At 59.2% G+C, this 14638-nt stretch carries 18 protein-coding genes; 11 read left to right on the plus strand and 7 right to left on the minus strand.

All coding sequences use genetic code 11. The features are described 5' to 3' along the window. The first annotated feature begins 62 nt into the window (after positions 1-62). Complete coding sequence (locus tag ACFC5L_RS04970) at positions 63-1826, plus strand: tetratricopeptide repeat protein (RefSeq protein ID WP_375201383.1); 1764 nt, start codon at positions 63-65, stop codon at positions 1824-1826. 36 nt (positions 1827-1862) lie between these two features. Next, positions 1863-2561 carry a DUF2270 domain-containing protein gene (locus ACFC5L_RS04975; RefSeq protein WP_375201382.1) on the plus strand — a complete coding sequence of 233 codons (699 nt, stop codon included), beginning with the start codon at positions 1863-1865 and terminating at the stop codon, positions 2559-2561. 27 nt (positions 2562-2588) lie between these two features. On the opposite strand, the gene ACFC5L_RS04980 is transcribed toward ACFC5L_RS04975, so the two are convergent. The 4 genes from ACFC5L_RS04980 to ACFC5L_RS04995 form a co-directional block, all read right to left on the minus strand. Beyond that, a complete protein-coding gene (locus ACFC5L_RS04980) occupies positions 2589-2891 on the minus strand; it encodes a hypothetical protein (protein ID WP_375201381.1) in 303 nt (100 codons plus the stop codon). A 122-nt stretch (positions 2892-3013) separates the two neighbouring features. Further along, positions 3014-3637 carry a pyridoxamine 5'-phosphate oxidase family protein gene (locus ACFC5L_RS04985; RefSeq protein WP_375201380.1) on the minus strand — a complete coding sequence of 208 codons (624 nt, stop codon included), beginning with the start codon at positions 3635-3637 and terminating at the stop codon, positions 3014-3016. Between the two features lie 19 nt (positions 3638-3656). Continuing rightward, positions 3657-4061 (minus strand): DUF1348 family protein, encoded by a 405-nt coding sequence (locus tag ACFC5L_RS04990; RefSeq protein ID WP_375201379.1) that lies wholly within the window; start codon positions 4059-4061, stop codon positions 3657-3659. Positions 4062-4158: 97 nt separating this feature from the next. Beyond that, complete coding sequence (locus tag ACFC5L_RS04995) at positions 4159-4293, minus strand: hypothetical protein (RefSeq protein WP_375201378.1); 135 nt, start codon at positions 4291-4293, stop codon at positions 4159-4161. A 255-nt stretch (positions 4294-4548) separates the two neighbouring features. On the opposite strand from ACFC5L_RS04995, the gene ACFC5L_RS05000 reads away from it, so the two are divergent. Then, entirely contained in the window at positions 4549-5112 is a 564-nt protein-coding gene (locus ACFC5L_RS05000) for a TetR/AcrR family transcriptional regulator (RefSeq protein ID WP_375201377.1), read from the plus strand. Here ACFC5L_RS05000 and hisI read toward each other — a convergent pair. After that, positions 5109-5510 (minus strand): phosphoribosyl-AMP cyclohydrolase, encoded by a 402-nt coding sequence (gene hisI / locus ACFC5L_RS05005; RefSeq protein ID WP_375201376.1) that lies wholly within the window; start codon positions 5508-5510, stop codon positions 5109-5111. The genes ACFC5L_RS05000 and hisI overlap by 4 nt on opposite strands. 115 nt (positions 5511-5625) lie before the next feature. On the opposite strand from hisI, the gene cysS reads away from it, so the two are divergent. The 4 genes from cysS (at position 5626) to ACFC5L_RS05025 (ending at position 9430) form a co-directional block, all read left to right on the plus strand. Beyond that, positions 5626-6999, plus strand: coding sequence for a cysteine--tRNA ligase (gene cysS / locus ACFC5L_RS05010; protein WP_375201375.1), 1374 nt, complete (start codon positions 5626-5628; stop codon positions 6997-6999). Between the two features lie 3 nt (positions 7000-7002). Then, positions 7003-8031, plus strand: coding sequence for a TIGR00341 family protein (locus ACFC5L_RS05015; protein WP_375201374.1), 1029 nt, complete (start codon positions 7003-7005; stop codon positions 8029-8031). Between the two features lie 185 nt (positions 8032-8216). Next, positions 8217-8591, plus strand: a complete 375-nt coding sequence (locus ACFC5L_RS05020) for a protocatechuate 4,5-dioxygenase subunit alpha (RefSeq protein WP_375201373.1) — start codon at positions 8217-8219, stop codon at positions 8589-8591. Beyond that, positions 8588-9430 carry a class III extradiol dioxygenase family protein gene (locus ACFC5L_RS05025; protein ID WP_375201372.1) on the plus strand — a complete coding sequence of 281 codons (843 nt, stop codon included), beginning with the start codon at positions 8588-8590 and terminating at the stop codon, positions 9428-9430. The genes ACFC5L_RS05020 and ACFC5L_RS05025 overlap by 4 nt, the downstream gene beginning before the upstream one ends. 76 nt (positions 9431-9506) lie before the next feature. Here the strand turns inward: ACFC5L_RS05025 and ACFC5L_RS05030 are convergent, their stop codons facing one another. After that, the gene (locus tag ACFC5L_RS05030; RefSeq protein WP_375201371.1) at positions 9507-10019 is read right to left on the minus strand and encodes a hypothetical protein; all 513 of its coding nucleotides are present in this window, start codon (positions 10017-10019) and stop codon (positions 9507-9509) included. Between the two features lie 225 nt (positions 10020-10244). On the opposite strand from ACFC5L_RS05030, the gene ACFC5L_RS05035 reads away from it, so the two are divergent. Together ACFC5L_RS05035 and ACFC5L_RS05040 are read left to right on the plus strand one after the other, a co-directional pair. Then, complete coding sequence (locus ACFC5L_RS05035; protein WP_375201370.1) at positions 10245-11042, plus strand: pirin family protein; 798 nt, start codon at positions 10245-10247, stop codon at positions 11040-11042. 21 nt (positions 11043-11063) lie between these two features. Then, complete coding sequence (locus ACFC5L_RS05040) at positions 11064-11534, plus strand: iron-sulfur cluster assembly scaffold protein (RefSeq protein WP_375201369.1); 471 nt, start codon at positions 11064-11066, stop codon at positions 11532-11534. A 211-nt stretch (positions 11535-11745) separates the two neighbouring features. Here the strand turns inward: ACFC5L_RS05040 and gcvA are convergent, their stop codons facing one another. Continuing rightward, complete coding sequence (gene gcvA, locus ACFC5L_RS05045) at positions 11746-12681, minus strand: transcriptional regulator GcvA (protein WP_375201368.1); 936 nt, start codon at positions 12679-12681, stop codon at positions 11746-11748. Positions 12682-12944: 263 nt separating this feature from the next. Between gcvA and cysG the strand changes: the two genes are divergently transcribed. Together cysG and ACFC5L_RS05055 are read left to right on the plus strand one after the other, a co-directional pair. After that, complete coding sequence (gene cysG, locus ACFC5L_RS05050) at positions 12945-14360, plus strand: siroheme synthase CysG (RefSeq protein ID WP_375201367.1); 1416 nt, start codon at positions 12945-12947, stop codon at positions 14358-14360. Beyond that, positions 14357-14638, plus strand: coding sequence for a DUF2849 domain-containing protein (locus tag ACFC5L_RS05055; protein ID WP_375201366.1), 282 nt, complete (start codon positions 14357-14359; stop codon positions 14636-14638). Before cysG ends, ACFC5L_RS05055 begins: the two co-directional genes overlap by 4 nt.

Here is a 14638-nt window from a genome sequence, read left to right on the forward strand (position 1 = left end):
GTGAAAACGTGGCGTGTTTTTAAAGCGTCATGTCGGGAAGCAGCAGATTGGATCGGGCGCGAGTGACAATTCAGGACGGACATAGCGCTCCAACGCGAGACGAAGTCGAAGCTGTTATCGCTTTTTACAATAATGGCGAGCTTGAAGCGGCGCATGCGGCCGTGACGGCGCTTATTGGAAAATTTCCGGGCAATTCGTTCCTGCATAATATTCGCGGCGCCGTCAATGCGCGACAGGAAGACCAGGAAAACGCCGCCGCAGACTTCCAAAAGGCCATCGACGCCGATCCGAATTTTCCCGACGCCTATAACAATCTCGGCGTGGCGCTGAAAAATCTTGGGCGTCTGGAAGAGGCTGTCGAAAAATACGCGAAAGCGATATCCATCAAGCCGGATTACGCTGAAGCGTATTTCAATATGGCGAACGCGCTTCGCGATCTGGAGCGGCGGGAAGAAGCCGTATCCAAATATCAGGAAGCGCTGCGGATAGCGCCCAATCATCATGGCGCGCGCAACAATCTCGGCGTTCTTCTCAACAAGCTCGAGCGTTATGAAGAAGCGGTGTCGCAATTCAGCGCTGTCTTGCTGGCCAAGCCCGATTTCGCCGATGCCTATAACAATCTGGGTCTCGCACTGAAAAAAATCGGCCGCGAGAAAGAAGCGCTGGCGAGTTTCGCCAAGGCGATCGAAGTCAAGCCTGACTATGTGGAGGCGCACTACAATAAGGGGAGCTATCTGTTTGACCTTGGCCGCAGGGAAGATGCGGCGGCGAGTTATGAAGACGCGCTGCGTATCAATCCTGAATTCGCCGAGGCCTATAGAAGCCGGAGCGTTCTGAAGCATTATCGCGAAGACGACCCGGAAATTACGCATATGCTCAACATGCTGGGGCGCAATGACATATCCAATCACGACCGGATGCAGCTTTACTATGCCCTTGGAAAAGCGAGCGAGGATTTAGAAAAGTATGATGACGCCTTTGGCTATTACTCAAACGGAAATTTCTTACGCAAACAGTTTCTGGACTACAGACCCGAAATAGAGCGGAATTTATTCCGCAAGATCAAGGAGGCTTTTGATGATGAAGAAAACATCAAGCGCCTTTGCCGTGCGCCGGAAGAAGAAAGCCGTCAGGCGCCTGTTTTCGTCGTCGGCATGCCCCGCACAGGCACATCGTTGACGGAACAGATTCTTTCCTGTCATTCGCAAATATACGGCGCCGGGGAGCTGGTGACGCTGGGTAAGGCGGTGAACGCCGTATGGCGCGGCGGCGCTGTGGACGCCGGACAGTTACAGTCGATCAGGGAGCATTATCTTGGGAACATGGCCCGGCGCGGCGCGTCGGAGCCCTATGTCACTGATAAGATGAATCTGAACTATCGCTGGATCGGCTTCATTCGTCTGGCGCTGCCGGAAGCGAAGATCGTCCACATCAAGCGGCGGTCGGTCGCAAGCTGCTGGTCGATTTTCAAATATTATTTCAGCGATTTCGGCAATGGTTACGCCTACGATCTCGACGACATCGCCGATTATTACAGCGGTTATATGGACCTGATGAAATTCTGGGAGGAACGGTTTCCCGGCGGCGTCTACTCATTCAGCTATGAGCGGCTGACTGAAAATCAGGAAGAAGAGACGGCCAGGCTCCTGGACTATCTCGGCCTCGATCTGGAACAGGCCTGCATTGATTTTCACGAATCAAAACGGGCGGTCGCGACGATCTCCTCCATGCAGGTCCGCAGAAAACTTTATAAGGGCAGCTCTGAGGAGTGGCGTAAATACGCGAAGTTCCTTAAACCTCTGATCGCACGGCTGGGAGAAGACTAAAAAGGCGCGTCCCAAGGGGCGGCGATCAGCATTCTTGTGAGTGAAGACTGGAAAAACTGGCAAAGCCCGCCTGGCGGCACCGGCAACACGCTCGATTCCGCTGAGATCGGCGCGCTCGCGCATCTTTACCGCGGTGAGGTTTACCGTTCCACCATCTGGCGCACGCGCCTTGATAACACGACCAACTGGTCTGTGGTGACGCTCGGGATTGCGCTGTCGGTCACCTACGCCGACCCGCTTGCCTCGCCGCTGCCGCTTTTGCTGGTGGGCATTCTCATCACCATGTTCTTGATTCTGGAATCGCGCCGCTACAGATTTTTCAATGTCTGGCGTGCGCGCTGCCGCTGGATCGAAACGAAATTTTATGCACCCATGCTGTTTCGGTCGACACGGCCAGATCCGGGTGAGTGGCAGGATACTCTCGCCAAGGATTATCTGGCGCCGCAATACCATATCGGTTTCTGGCGGGCCATGGGGCGGCGGTTGCGGCGGAACTATATGTGGATTTTCAGCTTTCAGGCTGTCGCCTATGCCGGCAAGATCGTCATTCATCCGACGCCGGTGACGACTTTGGACGAGCTTTTAAACCGAATGGCGGTCGGACCGTTCCCCGGCGTCTTCATTTTGGCGCTGGGCGTCGTCTTTCACGGCGCGTGGCTGACGCTCGCCATTCGCACGCATATTCTCGATCATCATAAGCATGGGCGCACTGGCAGCGTCGGCGGGATGGGCTGATCCACTGCGACAAGTGGTGTTGCGCGTCTAGTCGTCATTGCACTTGGCGCAACGAGCCGAAAGGTCCTGTTGCGCTGCTTCGCGGACAGTTGTGCGAGCTTTCGTTTGTGCGGCCTGTTGTTGGGCCTGACGCGCCGCCTTTTCCTTTTTCACCCGATCGCGTTGTTGCTCTGCTGTGCTGACCGCCTCGTCGTTGGCGTTCTGAACCTTCAGTTGCGACACCGCGATCAAGCTCGAGATGCCGTTATTGGCGGCGGAAGCCGAGGCGGGAATGAGAGCGGCGCCAAACAGGGCGGCTGCGACGGTGAAAGAACGAAGCATGGATGTCATCGGTATCTCCTTGGAATAAGCTGCGTAAGGACATGGTAAAACAAGCGCGGATCTGGCGCCTGTGATCTGCAGCACAGCGCCAGATCGAAAGAGATAAAGAGTGGCCGCATCGGCGGGCTGGGCTATGCGCCAAGCTTGCGCTTCAACTCTTCGTTTTCCATCTGAAGCCGCTGTAGCTCGTCACGCAGGGGCGCGACGGCGCTTTCTATTTCGTCGCGCGTGTAGCGTTCTGTGATGTGTTGCGGGCAATTCCAGTCAAACCCGGCCACGTTAATCAGGAAGGCGCGTTCCGGCTTTGCATGGTAGCCCGGATTGTGCAGGCTGCGGATCAGCGCCGGATCATCGTCAAGATCAACAAGACGCACATTGCCGAAGAGTTTCAGGCGCCGCCGGTTGGCGTAGTCCATGAAGAAAAGTGCGATGCGGTCATTATTGGCGAGATTGCCGACGGATAGATATTGCCGATTGCCGCGGAAATCCGCATAGGCGAGCGTCCTGGCGTCAAGCGCATGGACAAAGCCCTTGAGGCCGCCGCGATATTGGAGATAGGGCCAGCCGGTTTCCGAAACGGTCGCCTGGTAGAAGCCTTCCCGCTCGCGAATGAAACTGATCTCGGCTTCGCCGAGCGCATCATTTGGGGGCGTCTCCGGCGCCAGAAATTTTTCATAGGCCTGCGCCGATCCGTAGCGCGCCTGCAGCGCGCGAACCGTGGGCGTAAAGGCGATTTTCGAATAGGCGCGGGCCATGTTGCCTCCTTTGCCGTTGTTACAAACGCCGCTCGTTTTCCTTGATCGGCGCGTCATTGATGCTGGCGTAGCGGCGGCGCATCAGGCCGTCCTTATCGAACTCCCACATCTCATTGCCATAGCTGCGGCGCCAGTTGCCGTCTGCATCGCGGGATTCATATTCAAAACGCACTGCGATGCGATTATCCGTATGCGCCCAATATTCTTTCTTCAGTTTGTAATCGAGTTCCGCGGCCCATTTCTCCGCAAGAAACGCCCTGATCTCCGCGCGGCCTTTCAGGAAGCGGTCGCGATTTCGCCATTCAGAATCTTCAGTATAGGCAAGGGCGACCCGGTTCGGGTCGCGCGTATTCCAGGCGTCTTCTGCGGCCTGGACTTTGGCGCGGGCGGTCTCGTCGGTGAAGGGCGGCGTTGGCGGTTTCATGAATGACTCCTGTCACTTTCTTGTTGTTGGTTCGCTGAAGGGCGTCCTGCGGCCCGGGGGGAAGGGGCGGGGCCGCAGGACGCGGCGCCTCTCTTTTTTAGTTATGCGGCGCGAAGGCGACGACGGCCGTCAAGACGCCGGCGAAGGCGGTGACGGCGACGCAGAGCCCGATGGCAAGCGACGCCAGGTCCGTCGCCCGGTGATAAAATGTTGGCCGTGCTGCTTTTGTCATTGTCCCTCTCTCCTTTTTGTTTGGACTGTCTTCGATCTTTGCGTGACGGATCGCTGATGGGTTTACCGATCAGTCAATGCTCAGATAGAAGCCATTTACTGATTGGTCAATGTTTTTAGGCGATAAACTTTCCGTGAGGAGGGGTTGGTAATGAGGTGTTCCTATAGAAATCTGTTTATATTGATAAATTCATGAATTTGTATTTTGCCGTAAAGCACATTACATTTACTGATCAGTATATGAGGAGTCCTCAAATTGAGCGCATCGAAGCGGGATGAGCTGGTTCAGAACGCCTTGAAGGCGTTTTACCGGGGCGGGTTTCACGCCATCGGCATGGATGCGCTGGCGAAAGAGACCGGCGTCTCCAAGACGGCGATGTACAAACATTTCCGCACCAAAGAAGAGTTGATCCTCGCTACCTTGCGGCTGCGCGATGAACAGTTTCGCAACTGGCTGGTGCGCCGGGTGGAGGCGCTGGCTGCAACGCCGCAGGAACAGTTGCTGGCGATATTCGACGCCCTGGCGGAATGGTTTCGCGAGCCTGAATTCCGCTCCTGCATGTTCATCAAGGCGTCTTCGGAATTTCAGGATCGCAGTCATCCGATCCATGCGGCCTCGGCCGAACATAAGCGCCTGCTTCTGGTCTATTTTCAAACGCTCACCCATGCGGCGGGGGCGCAGGACCCGGATGGTCTCGCGCGGCGAATTCTGTTGTTGAAGGAGGGCGCCATTGTGCTCGCGCATCTCCATGACCCCGAGATGGCGGCGGCCGATGCGCGCGCTGCAGCGCAAGCCTTGATCAAGAACGCCGGACTTTAATCCCTGAAGTGAAGCGTGCCGTCAGCCTTGACCGTGCGGTAAAAACAGGACCGGCGATTTGTATGGCAGGCGGGACCGGTTTGCTCGACCACAAGCTCAATGGCGTCCTGATCGCAATCGGTGCGGATTTCAACGACGCGCTGGATATGGCCGGACGTGCCGCCCTTGCGCCAGAGCTCGCCCCGGGACCGCGACCAGTACCAGCCTTCGCCCGTCTCCAGGGTTTTGGCGAGGGCTTCGGCGTTCATATAGGCAAGCATCAGGATTTCGCCTGTTTCCGCATCGGTGGCGACAGCGGTGATCAGCCCGTCCGGCCCGAATTTCGGCGCGAAACGGGTCGTCTCCTCGATCTTTTCATCGAGGGTTTTCGGGTCAGTAAAGGAAACCGGTGTCGTCATGGGCCGGACCATAGCAGGCTCGCGGGCGCAGGAAAGCTGGTTCTTGGCGCGCGCGGGTTGTTGCCTCGGCGGGGCGTCACGGCTAGCAACGGCTCCCAGAGGAAAGACCCAAGCGATGGCCCTGACGATCTATGACTCCATGGCGCGCGAGAAGCGTGTTTTTGAACCCGCCGATCCGAACCGGGTGACCATGTATGTCTGCGGGCCGACGGTCTATAGCTACGCCCATATCGGCAACGCCCGTTCGGCGGTGGCGTTCGACCTGCTCTATCGGATCCTGCGCGCACGCTACGGCGCCGATCATGTGGTCTACGCCCGCAACATCACCGATATCGACGACAAGATCATGAAAGCCGCCCAGGAGGCGGGAGAGCCGATTGAGGCGATCACGAAGAAATTCGCCGACATCTACCGCGCCGATATGGGCGCGCTCGGCGTTATCCGCCCCGGCCTGGAGCCGACGGCGACAGGCCATGTCGGGCCCATGATCGCGATGATGGAAAAGCTGATCGAAAAAGGCGCCGCCTATGCGGCCGAAGGCCATGTTCTTTTTTCCGTCGACGCCTATCCCGACTATGGGAAACTTTCCGGCGTTGATCGCGACGAAATGATCGCCGGCGCCCGCGTCGAGGTCGCGCCTTATAAGAAGAATGCGGCCGACTTCGTCTTGTGGAAGCCGTCAAAAGACGATGAGCCCGGCTGGGACAGTCCGTGGGGCCGCGGCCGGCCCGGCTGGCATCTTGAATGCTCGGTGATGATCGAGAGCGAATTGGGCGAGACGATCGACATTCATGGCGGCGGGCAGGACTTGCGCTTTCCGCACCATGAAAACGAAATCGCGCAATCGGCCTGCGCCCATCACGGCGCGCCGCTCGCCCGGTACTGGATGCATAACGGTTTTTTGCGCATGGGCGCCGACAAGATGTCGAAATCGCTCGGCAATATCGTTCTCGCCCATGATCTTTTGAAAGACTGGCATGGCGAGGTGATCCGCTGGGCGCTCTTGTCCGCCCATTACCGCCAGCCGCTGGAATGGACCGAAGAGCTGTTGAAGCAATCGAAGAAACAGCTTGACCGCTTTTACCGCTTGCTCGAGGACATTCCGTTTACGGAAGAAGCGGGCGATGCGCCCGAAAGCGTCATGCTCGCGCTTGAAGACGACCTCAATACACCCGAAGCGTTTGCCGGCCTTCATGAATTGCGCGACATCGCCGGGCAACTGGAGGGCGAGGCCAGGGCGGCGGCGATTGCGCGGTTGCGCGATGCTGGCCGGCTGATGGGCTTTTTCAATGAGGACCCGGCCAAATGGTTTAAAGGCGCTGAGACGGACGGGCTTACGGAAGCGGTCATTGAAGGCTTGTTGGCGGCGCGCGCAGATGCCCGCAAAGCAAAAGATTTTCAGAAAGCAGACGAAATTCGCGACAAGCTCTCGGCCCACGGAATCGTCATCGAAGACGGGCCGCAAGGCGCGACCTGGCGGCGGGCCTGATCCATGCGCCTGATCGAAGCCGTCTTTCCCGTCGATAAGCGCGATCAGGTCGAAGACGCCGTAAAAAAGCACAAGCCGACGCATTGGCGCTTTTCCGCGACGGAAGAAGACGACAGCGCGGTCCTGCGCGCGCTGTTCGTTGAGGAAGGCGCGCAGGGGCTCGTCGATGCGCTGCAGGATATCTGCGAAAACGATGACAAGTGGCGCATTATCGTGTTGCCGGTGGAGGCGACGGCGCCGAAGCCCGACGACGGCGAAGAAAAAGACGACAAGAACAACGAACAGAATGGCCGCAAGAATGTGGCCCTGCGCGAAGAGATTTATGACGACGTCGCCGACGGCGCCGAGCTTAGTCTTGACTTTTTTATCCTGACCTTTGCGTCGGCGATTGTGGCGGCGCTCGGCCTGAACGCTGACAATATCGCCGCTGTCATCGGCGCCATGGTGATTGCGCCGTTATTAGGGCCCATTCTCGCGATCTCTCTCGGCGTCGCGCTGGGGGATACGAAATTGCTTTTGCGTGCGGGGCGCAACGCGGTCGCCGGCCTGGCTTTGGGGTTTGCGACGGCGGCGCTCATCGGCGCCATGTTCGGCGTCAATATGGAAAGCGACGAATTGATGAGCCGCACGGTGGCGGGCATCGATTCAGTCGTGCTGGCGCTCGCCGCCGGCGTTGCTGCGGCGCTGTCCATTGTGGCGGGGATTTCTTCCGCGCTAGTCGGGGTCATGGTCGCCGTCGCGCTGTTGCCGCCGGCGGCGGCGGCGGGGCTTTTTCTCGGCGCCGGCGAGATCGGCAGCTTCGGCCGCTCCGTGCTTCTTCTCACCGTTAATGTCGTCTGTATCATGATTGCCGCGCAGAGCGTTTATTTTTACAAAGGCGTTCGCCCGCGCACCTGGTTTGAGCAAAAAGCGGCGGACCGGGCGTTAAGGATCAATATCGCCGTGCTGGCGGCGCTCCTTCTTTTCCTCGTGGCGATTATTGTTCTTGCGCCGACCGGCTCCATGCCGGACGTGCCGGGCTCCGGCGATTAGGCAAGCTTGCCGGGTTTGTGCCGGTCAGACGCGGCCTCGCTGCGCCCGGATGGGCGCCCGCACTCTGGTCACGGCGCCGCCAAGTCCTAAGTATTTCTACGCATTCAGCTTTTGATTCAAGTCAAGGACGGGCGCCGGGCCGGGCGGCAATATCGCAATGGAGCTTGATATTTGGCGAGGTCGGTATGTCAGCAACACTCACTCAAGAGCGCCAGCCCATCGAAGGCACAACGCTGTTCGACGGCGACATGGCCCAGCGCGGCTTTGCGCTCAACGCCATGTGCTATTCTTTCAACGATGCGGAAAACCGCGAAGAGTTTCGCCGCGATGAAAAAGCTTATTGCCGCAAATACCATCTGACGCCGGAACAAATGCGCGCGGTTGAGGAGCGGAATGTTCTCGGCATGATCGCGGCGGGCGGGAATGTTTATTACCTCGCCAAGCTTGCCGGCATTTGGGGCCTCAATGTCCAGGACCTCGGCGCCGCGCAGACAGGGATGAGCGTCGACGCCTTCAAGTCGAAACTTCTTTCCTACAATGAATATGGGGGCGCGGCGTGACCGAGATTGTCGGCGGATACTTCACAAGCCATGTGCCGGCCATTGGCGGCGCGATTGCCAAAGGTCTTCAGGGCGACCCGTACTGGAAGCCCTTTTTCGACGGATTTCCGCCCATCCGGGACTGGCTGAAGGAAGAAAAGCCGGATGTCGCCGTGGTGTTCTACAATGATCACGGACTGAATTTCTTTCTCGACAAGATGCCGACCTTCGCGGTCGGCGCCGCGCATGAATATCACAGCGCCGACGAGGGCTGGGGCCTGCCGGTCTACAAAACCTTCACAGGCGACCCGGCGCTGTCATGGCACATTATCGAATCACTTGTGGCGGACGAGTTCGACATCACCACATGCCAGAAAATGTTTGTGGATCACGCCATGTCGATCCCCTTTGAGCTGGCCTGGCCCGACACCGAGGCGTGGCCGGTGAAGCTCGTTCCCATTGCGATCAATACGGTGCAGCATCCTCTCCCGTCTGCAAAGCGTTGTCTGGCGCTCGGCCGCGCCGTCGGGCGCGCGCTGGAAAGCTGGGACAGCGACGATAAAATCGTCGTCATGGGCACTGGCGGATTATCGCATCAGCTCGACGGCGAGCGGGCCGGGTTTATCAACGCGGACTATGACCGCTTCTGCCTCGATCATCTCATGGACGACCCGGAGGCGCTGGTGAAGGACAGCATCTCCGGCATTGTGGAGAAGGCGGGCACGCAAGGCGTCGAGATTTTGAACTGGATTGCCGCGCGCGGGGCGCTTGGTGAGCGGCCGCTGGCGAAGCGGACTGAAAATTATCACATCCCCATCAGCAATACGGCGGCGGCGTCGCTGGTGCTTGAGGCGGTCTAGACAACAGGGAAAGACGGGTGCGTTAAGGGAGACGGCGTCAGCCGCCTCCCTTTTTTCATGCTTGGTAGTGTTGGGCTTAAGCCTTCATTGCGGCGACGAGCTCGCCGACGGCGGCTTCAATGCCGGCGAGTTCTTCGCGCACTGCAGCAATGGCGCCTTGTGTTTCGGTTTTTTCTTCCTCGCTGACATCCGTTGTGGCGAGTTCGATTTCCGCCTCGTCCAGTTCTGCGCGGACTTTTTCAAACGCGCTGTTGGTGGTCGAGGTGACCGCCGCGCTCGCAGCGGCCAGAGCGGCTTCAATCACCGTCCGTGTTTCCGGATTGGCTTCGGCTTCTGCACGCGCTTCCTGGATTTCACTGATGGCGTCGAGAATTTCGGCGCGGGCGTCAGCCATTTCCGCGCGCATATCCGCGATATCGTCCGCATCCATTTCAATCAATTTCTGAAGGAAATCTTCTTCGCCGAAATCGAGGTCGTCGAAAGAGATATCCACGAAATCGCTGGCGATGGCGGCGGGGGCGGCAAAGGCGAGACCGAGGGCGGCGGCGCCGGAGATGATAAGGGTTTTGGCTGTTTTGACTGAAGACATCTGGGGGTTCCTTTTCTTAAGTTGCGTTCTTCGTTTTGGTTTCTTTGCGGGCGTCCTGGTCAGGCAACGCAACATCCGGCGCCCGTGATGAGTGAAGCTTGGCGTTCGCAGGGCTTGGCGGCAATCGCTTTGCGGCGAAGCGTTGCCTGGCCGGGATAAAGACGGCGCATCGCTGCTGATCACAGCTGCGTGCGGGGCCGCGCCCGCCTCTTTAAAGGCGGGCGCATGCGCCTAAATGAACCCGGAATCAGCAACAATCCGATCCGCTTTCGGGCGGCAAACGCCGGTTTCATGTTTCTCGCAGGTCTCCGGCAGGGAGAGCATATGATTACGATCCGCAAGGGTGTTGACCGCGGCCACGCCAATCACGGCTGGCTCGACACTCACCACACTTTTTCTTTCGCCAACTATTATCACCCGGACCACATGGGCTATCGGGCGCTGCGCGTGATCAATGAAGATCGCATCAATCCCGGCGCCGGCTTCCCGACGCATCCCCATGAAAGCATGGAGATCATCACCTATGTCCTTGAAGGCGCGCTGGCCCATAAGGATTCGACGGGCGGCGGCGGCGTTATCACGCCGGGCATGGTGCAATATATGTCCGCAGGCTCGGGCGTAACTCATAGCGAATATAATGCCTCGGAGACGGACCCGCTCCATCTTTATCAGATATGGCTCCTGCCGGCGGAGCGGGGCGGCGCGCCCCGTTATGAGGAACGCAAGGTCGCCGAAAGCGTGAACGGCGCCCTGACGCTGATTGCCTCGCCTGACGGGCGCAATGGCTCCTTCGCCATTCGTCAAGATGCGTCGCTTTACGCGGCCAACGTCAAAGAAGGGAATAGTCTTTCGCACGAGTTGGAAAAAGGCCGCTATGGCTGGCTGCAGATCGCCAAAGGCGGCGTTGAGTTGCCGGAAGGCTCAATCATGCAGGCTGGCGACGGAGCGAAGATATCGGAAGAGACGCGCATTTCTTTCCGCGCCCTCGCCGACAGCGAAATCCTGTTGTTTGACTTGCCGTAAAAAACCGCCATTTAGAGCGGCATGTTGAGCGAACTTTATACGGGCGGCGTTCTGGACGCGGCGGCGGCGATACCGCCGGCGCGGCGTCTTGATGCGCCCGACGCCAGCGCCACAAAAGTGAGCCGCGTTTGCGGCTCTGAAGTGACGGTCGATCTTGTCGTGAAAGATGGACGCGTCGCCGATTTCGGCATGGAGGCGAAGGCTTGCGCGCTCGGTCAGGCGTCGGCCTCTATCGTCGCCCGTAACATCGTCGGCGCCGAGGTCGAAGAGCTTTACCGCTTGCGCGATCAAATGCGGGCGATGCTGAAAGAAAATGGGCAGCCGCCCACCGGAGAGCCCCTTTTTGATGAACGGTGGCGCGACCTCGCCATGCTGCAGCCTATTCGCGAGTACCCGCAGCGTCATGCGTCGACGCTGTTGGTTTTCGAAGCGGTCTGCGCCTGTCTTGATCAACTTGGTCTTGATCAGTTGAGCTCTGATCAACTCGACTGACGGTTTGTCGCAGCCATTTACGTCAATCGTGATCGGACTAACGGATTTGTCATTACAGGCGCGCTTGATCGCCGCTGTAAGAAGGCCATCTTATCGGAAAGGCAGTTGGTCCTGCATTCTCTCCCCCTCTCGACAGGGCCGCTGTTTAGCGCCCGCGCTGTTCCCCCACAGTGCGGGCGCAAATTTTTGGGCTTACGCTGCTTTTTTGGGCTTACGCCGCCGCTTCCTGTGCGTCCGCTGCGTCCACGCTTTCCGCCGCTTCCTTCAGGACCCACGCCATGAAAGCCTTCACGGCCGGCGAAGACGACTTCGACGGCGGGTGAACGATGTAATAGGAAAACTCGGTCGGCGTTGTGAGGTCGAACGGAATGACCAGCCGCGCGGCTTCGAGGTCGGCCAGCGCCAGCGCGGCTTTCGCGAGGGCGACGCCTTTGCCGGCGACGGCGGCTTCGATGACCAGCGAGGATTGATTGAATTTGAGGCCGCGATCACCGGTCTTGTGTTCGACGCCCGCCGCTTTCAGCCACATGGGCCAGGTCGGGCAGCCCGGATCCTTGTCATTGCCGCTGTCATGCAGCAGCGTGTGGTGGACGAGGTCCGCCGGCGTCTTGATGGGGTTGTCGCCCGTCAACAGCGCCGGGCTGCATACCGGCACGATCTTTTCCGCCATCAGATGTTCGGTGACGAGGCCCTGATACCTTCCGGCCCCGTAACGGATCGCGATGTCGACATCGTCAACGGCGAAGTCGACCACATTCATGTCGGCGGACACCCAGACATCGATATCCGGGTGGGCCTCCTGAAACCGGTCGAGACGCGGCACCAGCCATTTCGAGGCGAAAGACGGCGCGACCGACACGGTGAGGCGGCCGGCGTCAGCCTTTTTGGCGAGGATTTCCCCGGCCTCGACCAGCTTGTCGAAGCCTTCCCGCAGGATGGGCAGGCTCGCCTGCGCCTCGTCAGTGAGGAGGAGCGCCCGCTTATGGCGGCGGAAGACCGGGGTCTGGAGAAAGTCCTCCAGCGCCTTGATTTGCTGGCTAACGGCGCCCGGCGTCACATGAAGTTCTTCCGCCGCTTTAGTGAAACTTAAGTGGCGGGCGGCGGCTTCAAAGACGCGAAGCGCATTCAGGGGCGGTAATTGCTTCATTTTTCAGGGTCTCTCTCCTCTTTCCGGGGCATTATTCGGATAGCTTTCCTAAATAATCAAGAGGGGAGTCGCGCATCACTCGCTTGTGAAGCGTTAATCAGGTGAGCTAATGCCGGAAAATCGCAGAAAACGTGCGATCCCGTCAGCAAAGCTAAGCTAATTAGCAGAAATATTCGATTGAGAACTAAAATACCCGAGAATAGCTTGCCGGAAACCAGCCCGGCGGCGGGCTCAATATAGCTATTGTGTTAGAAAATCTAATCATGAATGCATTTCCCGCTCATATCGACCTCAAGGACCGACCGGCGCTGATTTTGGGCGGCGGCGCGGCCGCGCTGGCGAAGGCGCGGTTGATGTTGGCGGCCGGCGCCAGTCTGACGCTGATTGCAAAGAAATTCGCCCCGGAAACGAGGGCCGAGCTTGAGTCTCGCGCCCGCCTTCTGGAGCGCCAGCCGGTGGCCGCGGACATTGAAGCGGCGGTGCTCGTTTTCATCGCAGACACGCCTGAGGCTGAGGCCCGGCGCTGGGCCGAGATCGCGCGCATGGCCGGCGTGCTCTTGAATGTGGTCGATCAGCCGGCGTTGTGTGATTTCACAACCCCGTCGATTGTCGATCGCGGCCGGGTGACGGTCTCTATATCGACCGCTGGCGCGGCGCCGGTGCTGGGCAAGCGCCTGCGCGCTGATATTGAGGCGCTGTTGCCGCCGCGTCTCGGGAGCCTTGCCGATTTCGCCGACCGTTATCGCGAGACGGTGAAGGCGACCATCGCGCCGGAAGCGCGCCGTCAGTTCTGGGAGTCGTTTTTCGACGGCCCCATCGCGGCGCAGGTTCTCGCCGGCGACGAAACGGGCGCCCATGAAGCCATGCTCGCCCTGATCAATCGTCCTCATACAGATGAAAAGACGGAAGAACAAAAAGGCTCCGTGCATATTGTCGGCGCCGGGCCGGGCGATCCGGATCTTCTGACGATCAAGGCGCTGCGGCTTCTCCAGCGCGCCGACGTCATTCTTTACGACCGGCTGGTGAGCGATGAGATTCTCAATCTCGCGCGCCGTGACGCCGAACGGTTTTATGTGGGCAAGGCAAAATCGAACCACGCCGTGCCTCAGGAAGAAATTGAGGCGCGCCTTATCGCGTTTGCGCGCCAGGGAAAGATGGTCGTTCGCCTCAAGGGCGGCGATCCCTTCGTTTTCGGTCGCGGAGGTGAGGAGCTTGAAGCGCTCCGGAACGCGAGCATCCCCGTTTTCGTCTGCCCCGGCGTCACCGCCGCGACCGGATGCGCCGCCGCCGCCAATATGGCGCTCACCCATCGCGACCACGCCCAGGCCGTCACTTTCGTGACCGGTCACGCGAAGGGGGAGGCCGACCCCGCCCTCGACTGGTCGGCGCTGGCGGCGCTGAAAAACACGCTGGTCGTCTATATGGGCGTCACCAAAGCCGAAACGATTTCCGCCAAGCTCATTGAGCATGGCCGGGGCGCGCAAACGCCGGTCGCGGTTATCGAAAACGGCACGCGCGACAGCCAGAAAATCGTCAAGGGATCGCTCGGCGATCTGCCGCGCCTCATCGAAGCGGGCGGGATCAAAGGTCCGGCGCTGCTCGTCATTGGCGAAGTTGCGGCCCTCGCGGACGGCGAAACGCTCATTGAGATCATTGCAAAAGAAAGGGCCGCGGCATGAAGGCTGTTACTGGAAACCGTCTTGACGACGGCGCGGTTGTTTATCTCAGCGATGATGACCGCTGGACGTCTGATCTCGCCGCCGCGGCGCGTTTCGCTGATGAGGATGCGAAACCCGTTCTCGCCGCCGCGCAGACGCGTGTGAAGGAAATCACCGACGCCTATCTCATTGAAGTCGATGACGCGGGCGCGCCTGCGGGCCGCGAAAGTTTGCGTGAAACGATCCGCAAATCAGGCCCGACCGTGCGGCTCGACCTCGGCTATCAGGCAGAGGCGTAA

It is taken from the genome of Hyphococcus sp. (assembly GCF_041986965.1).
Lineage (GTDB): Bacteria > Pseudomonadota > Alphaproteobacteria > Caulobacterales > Parvularculaceae > Hyphococcus.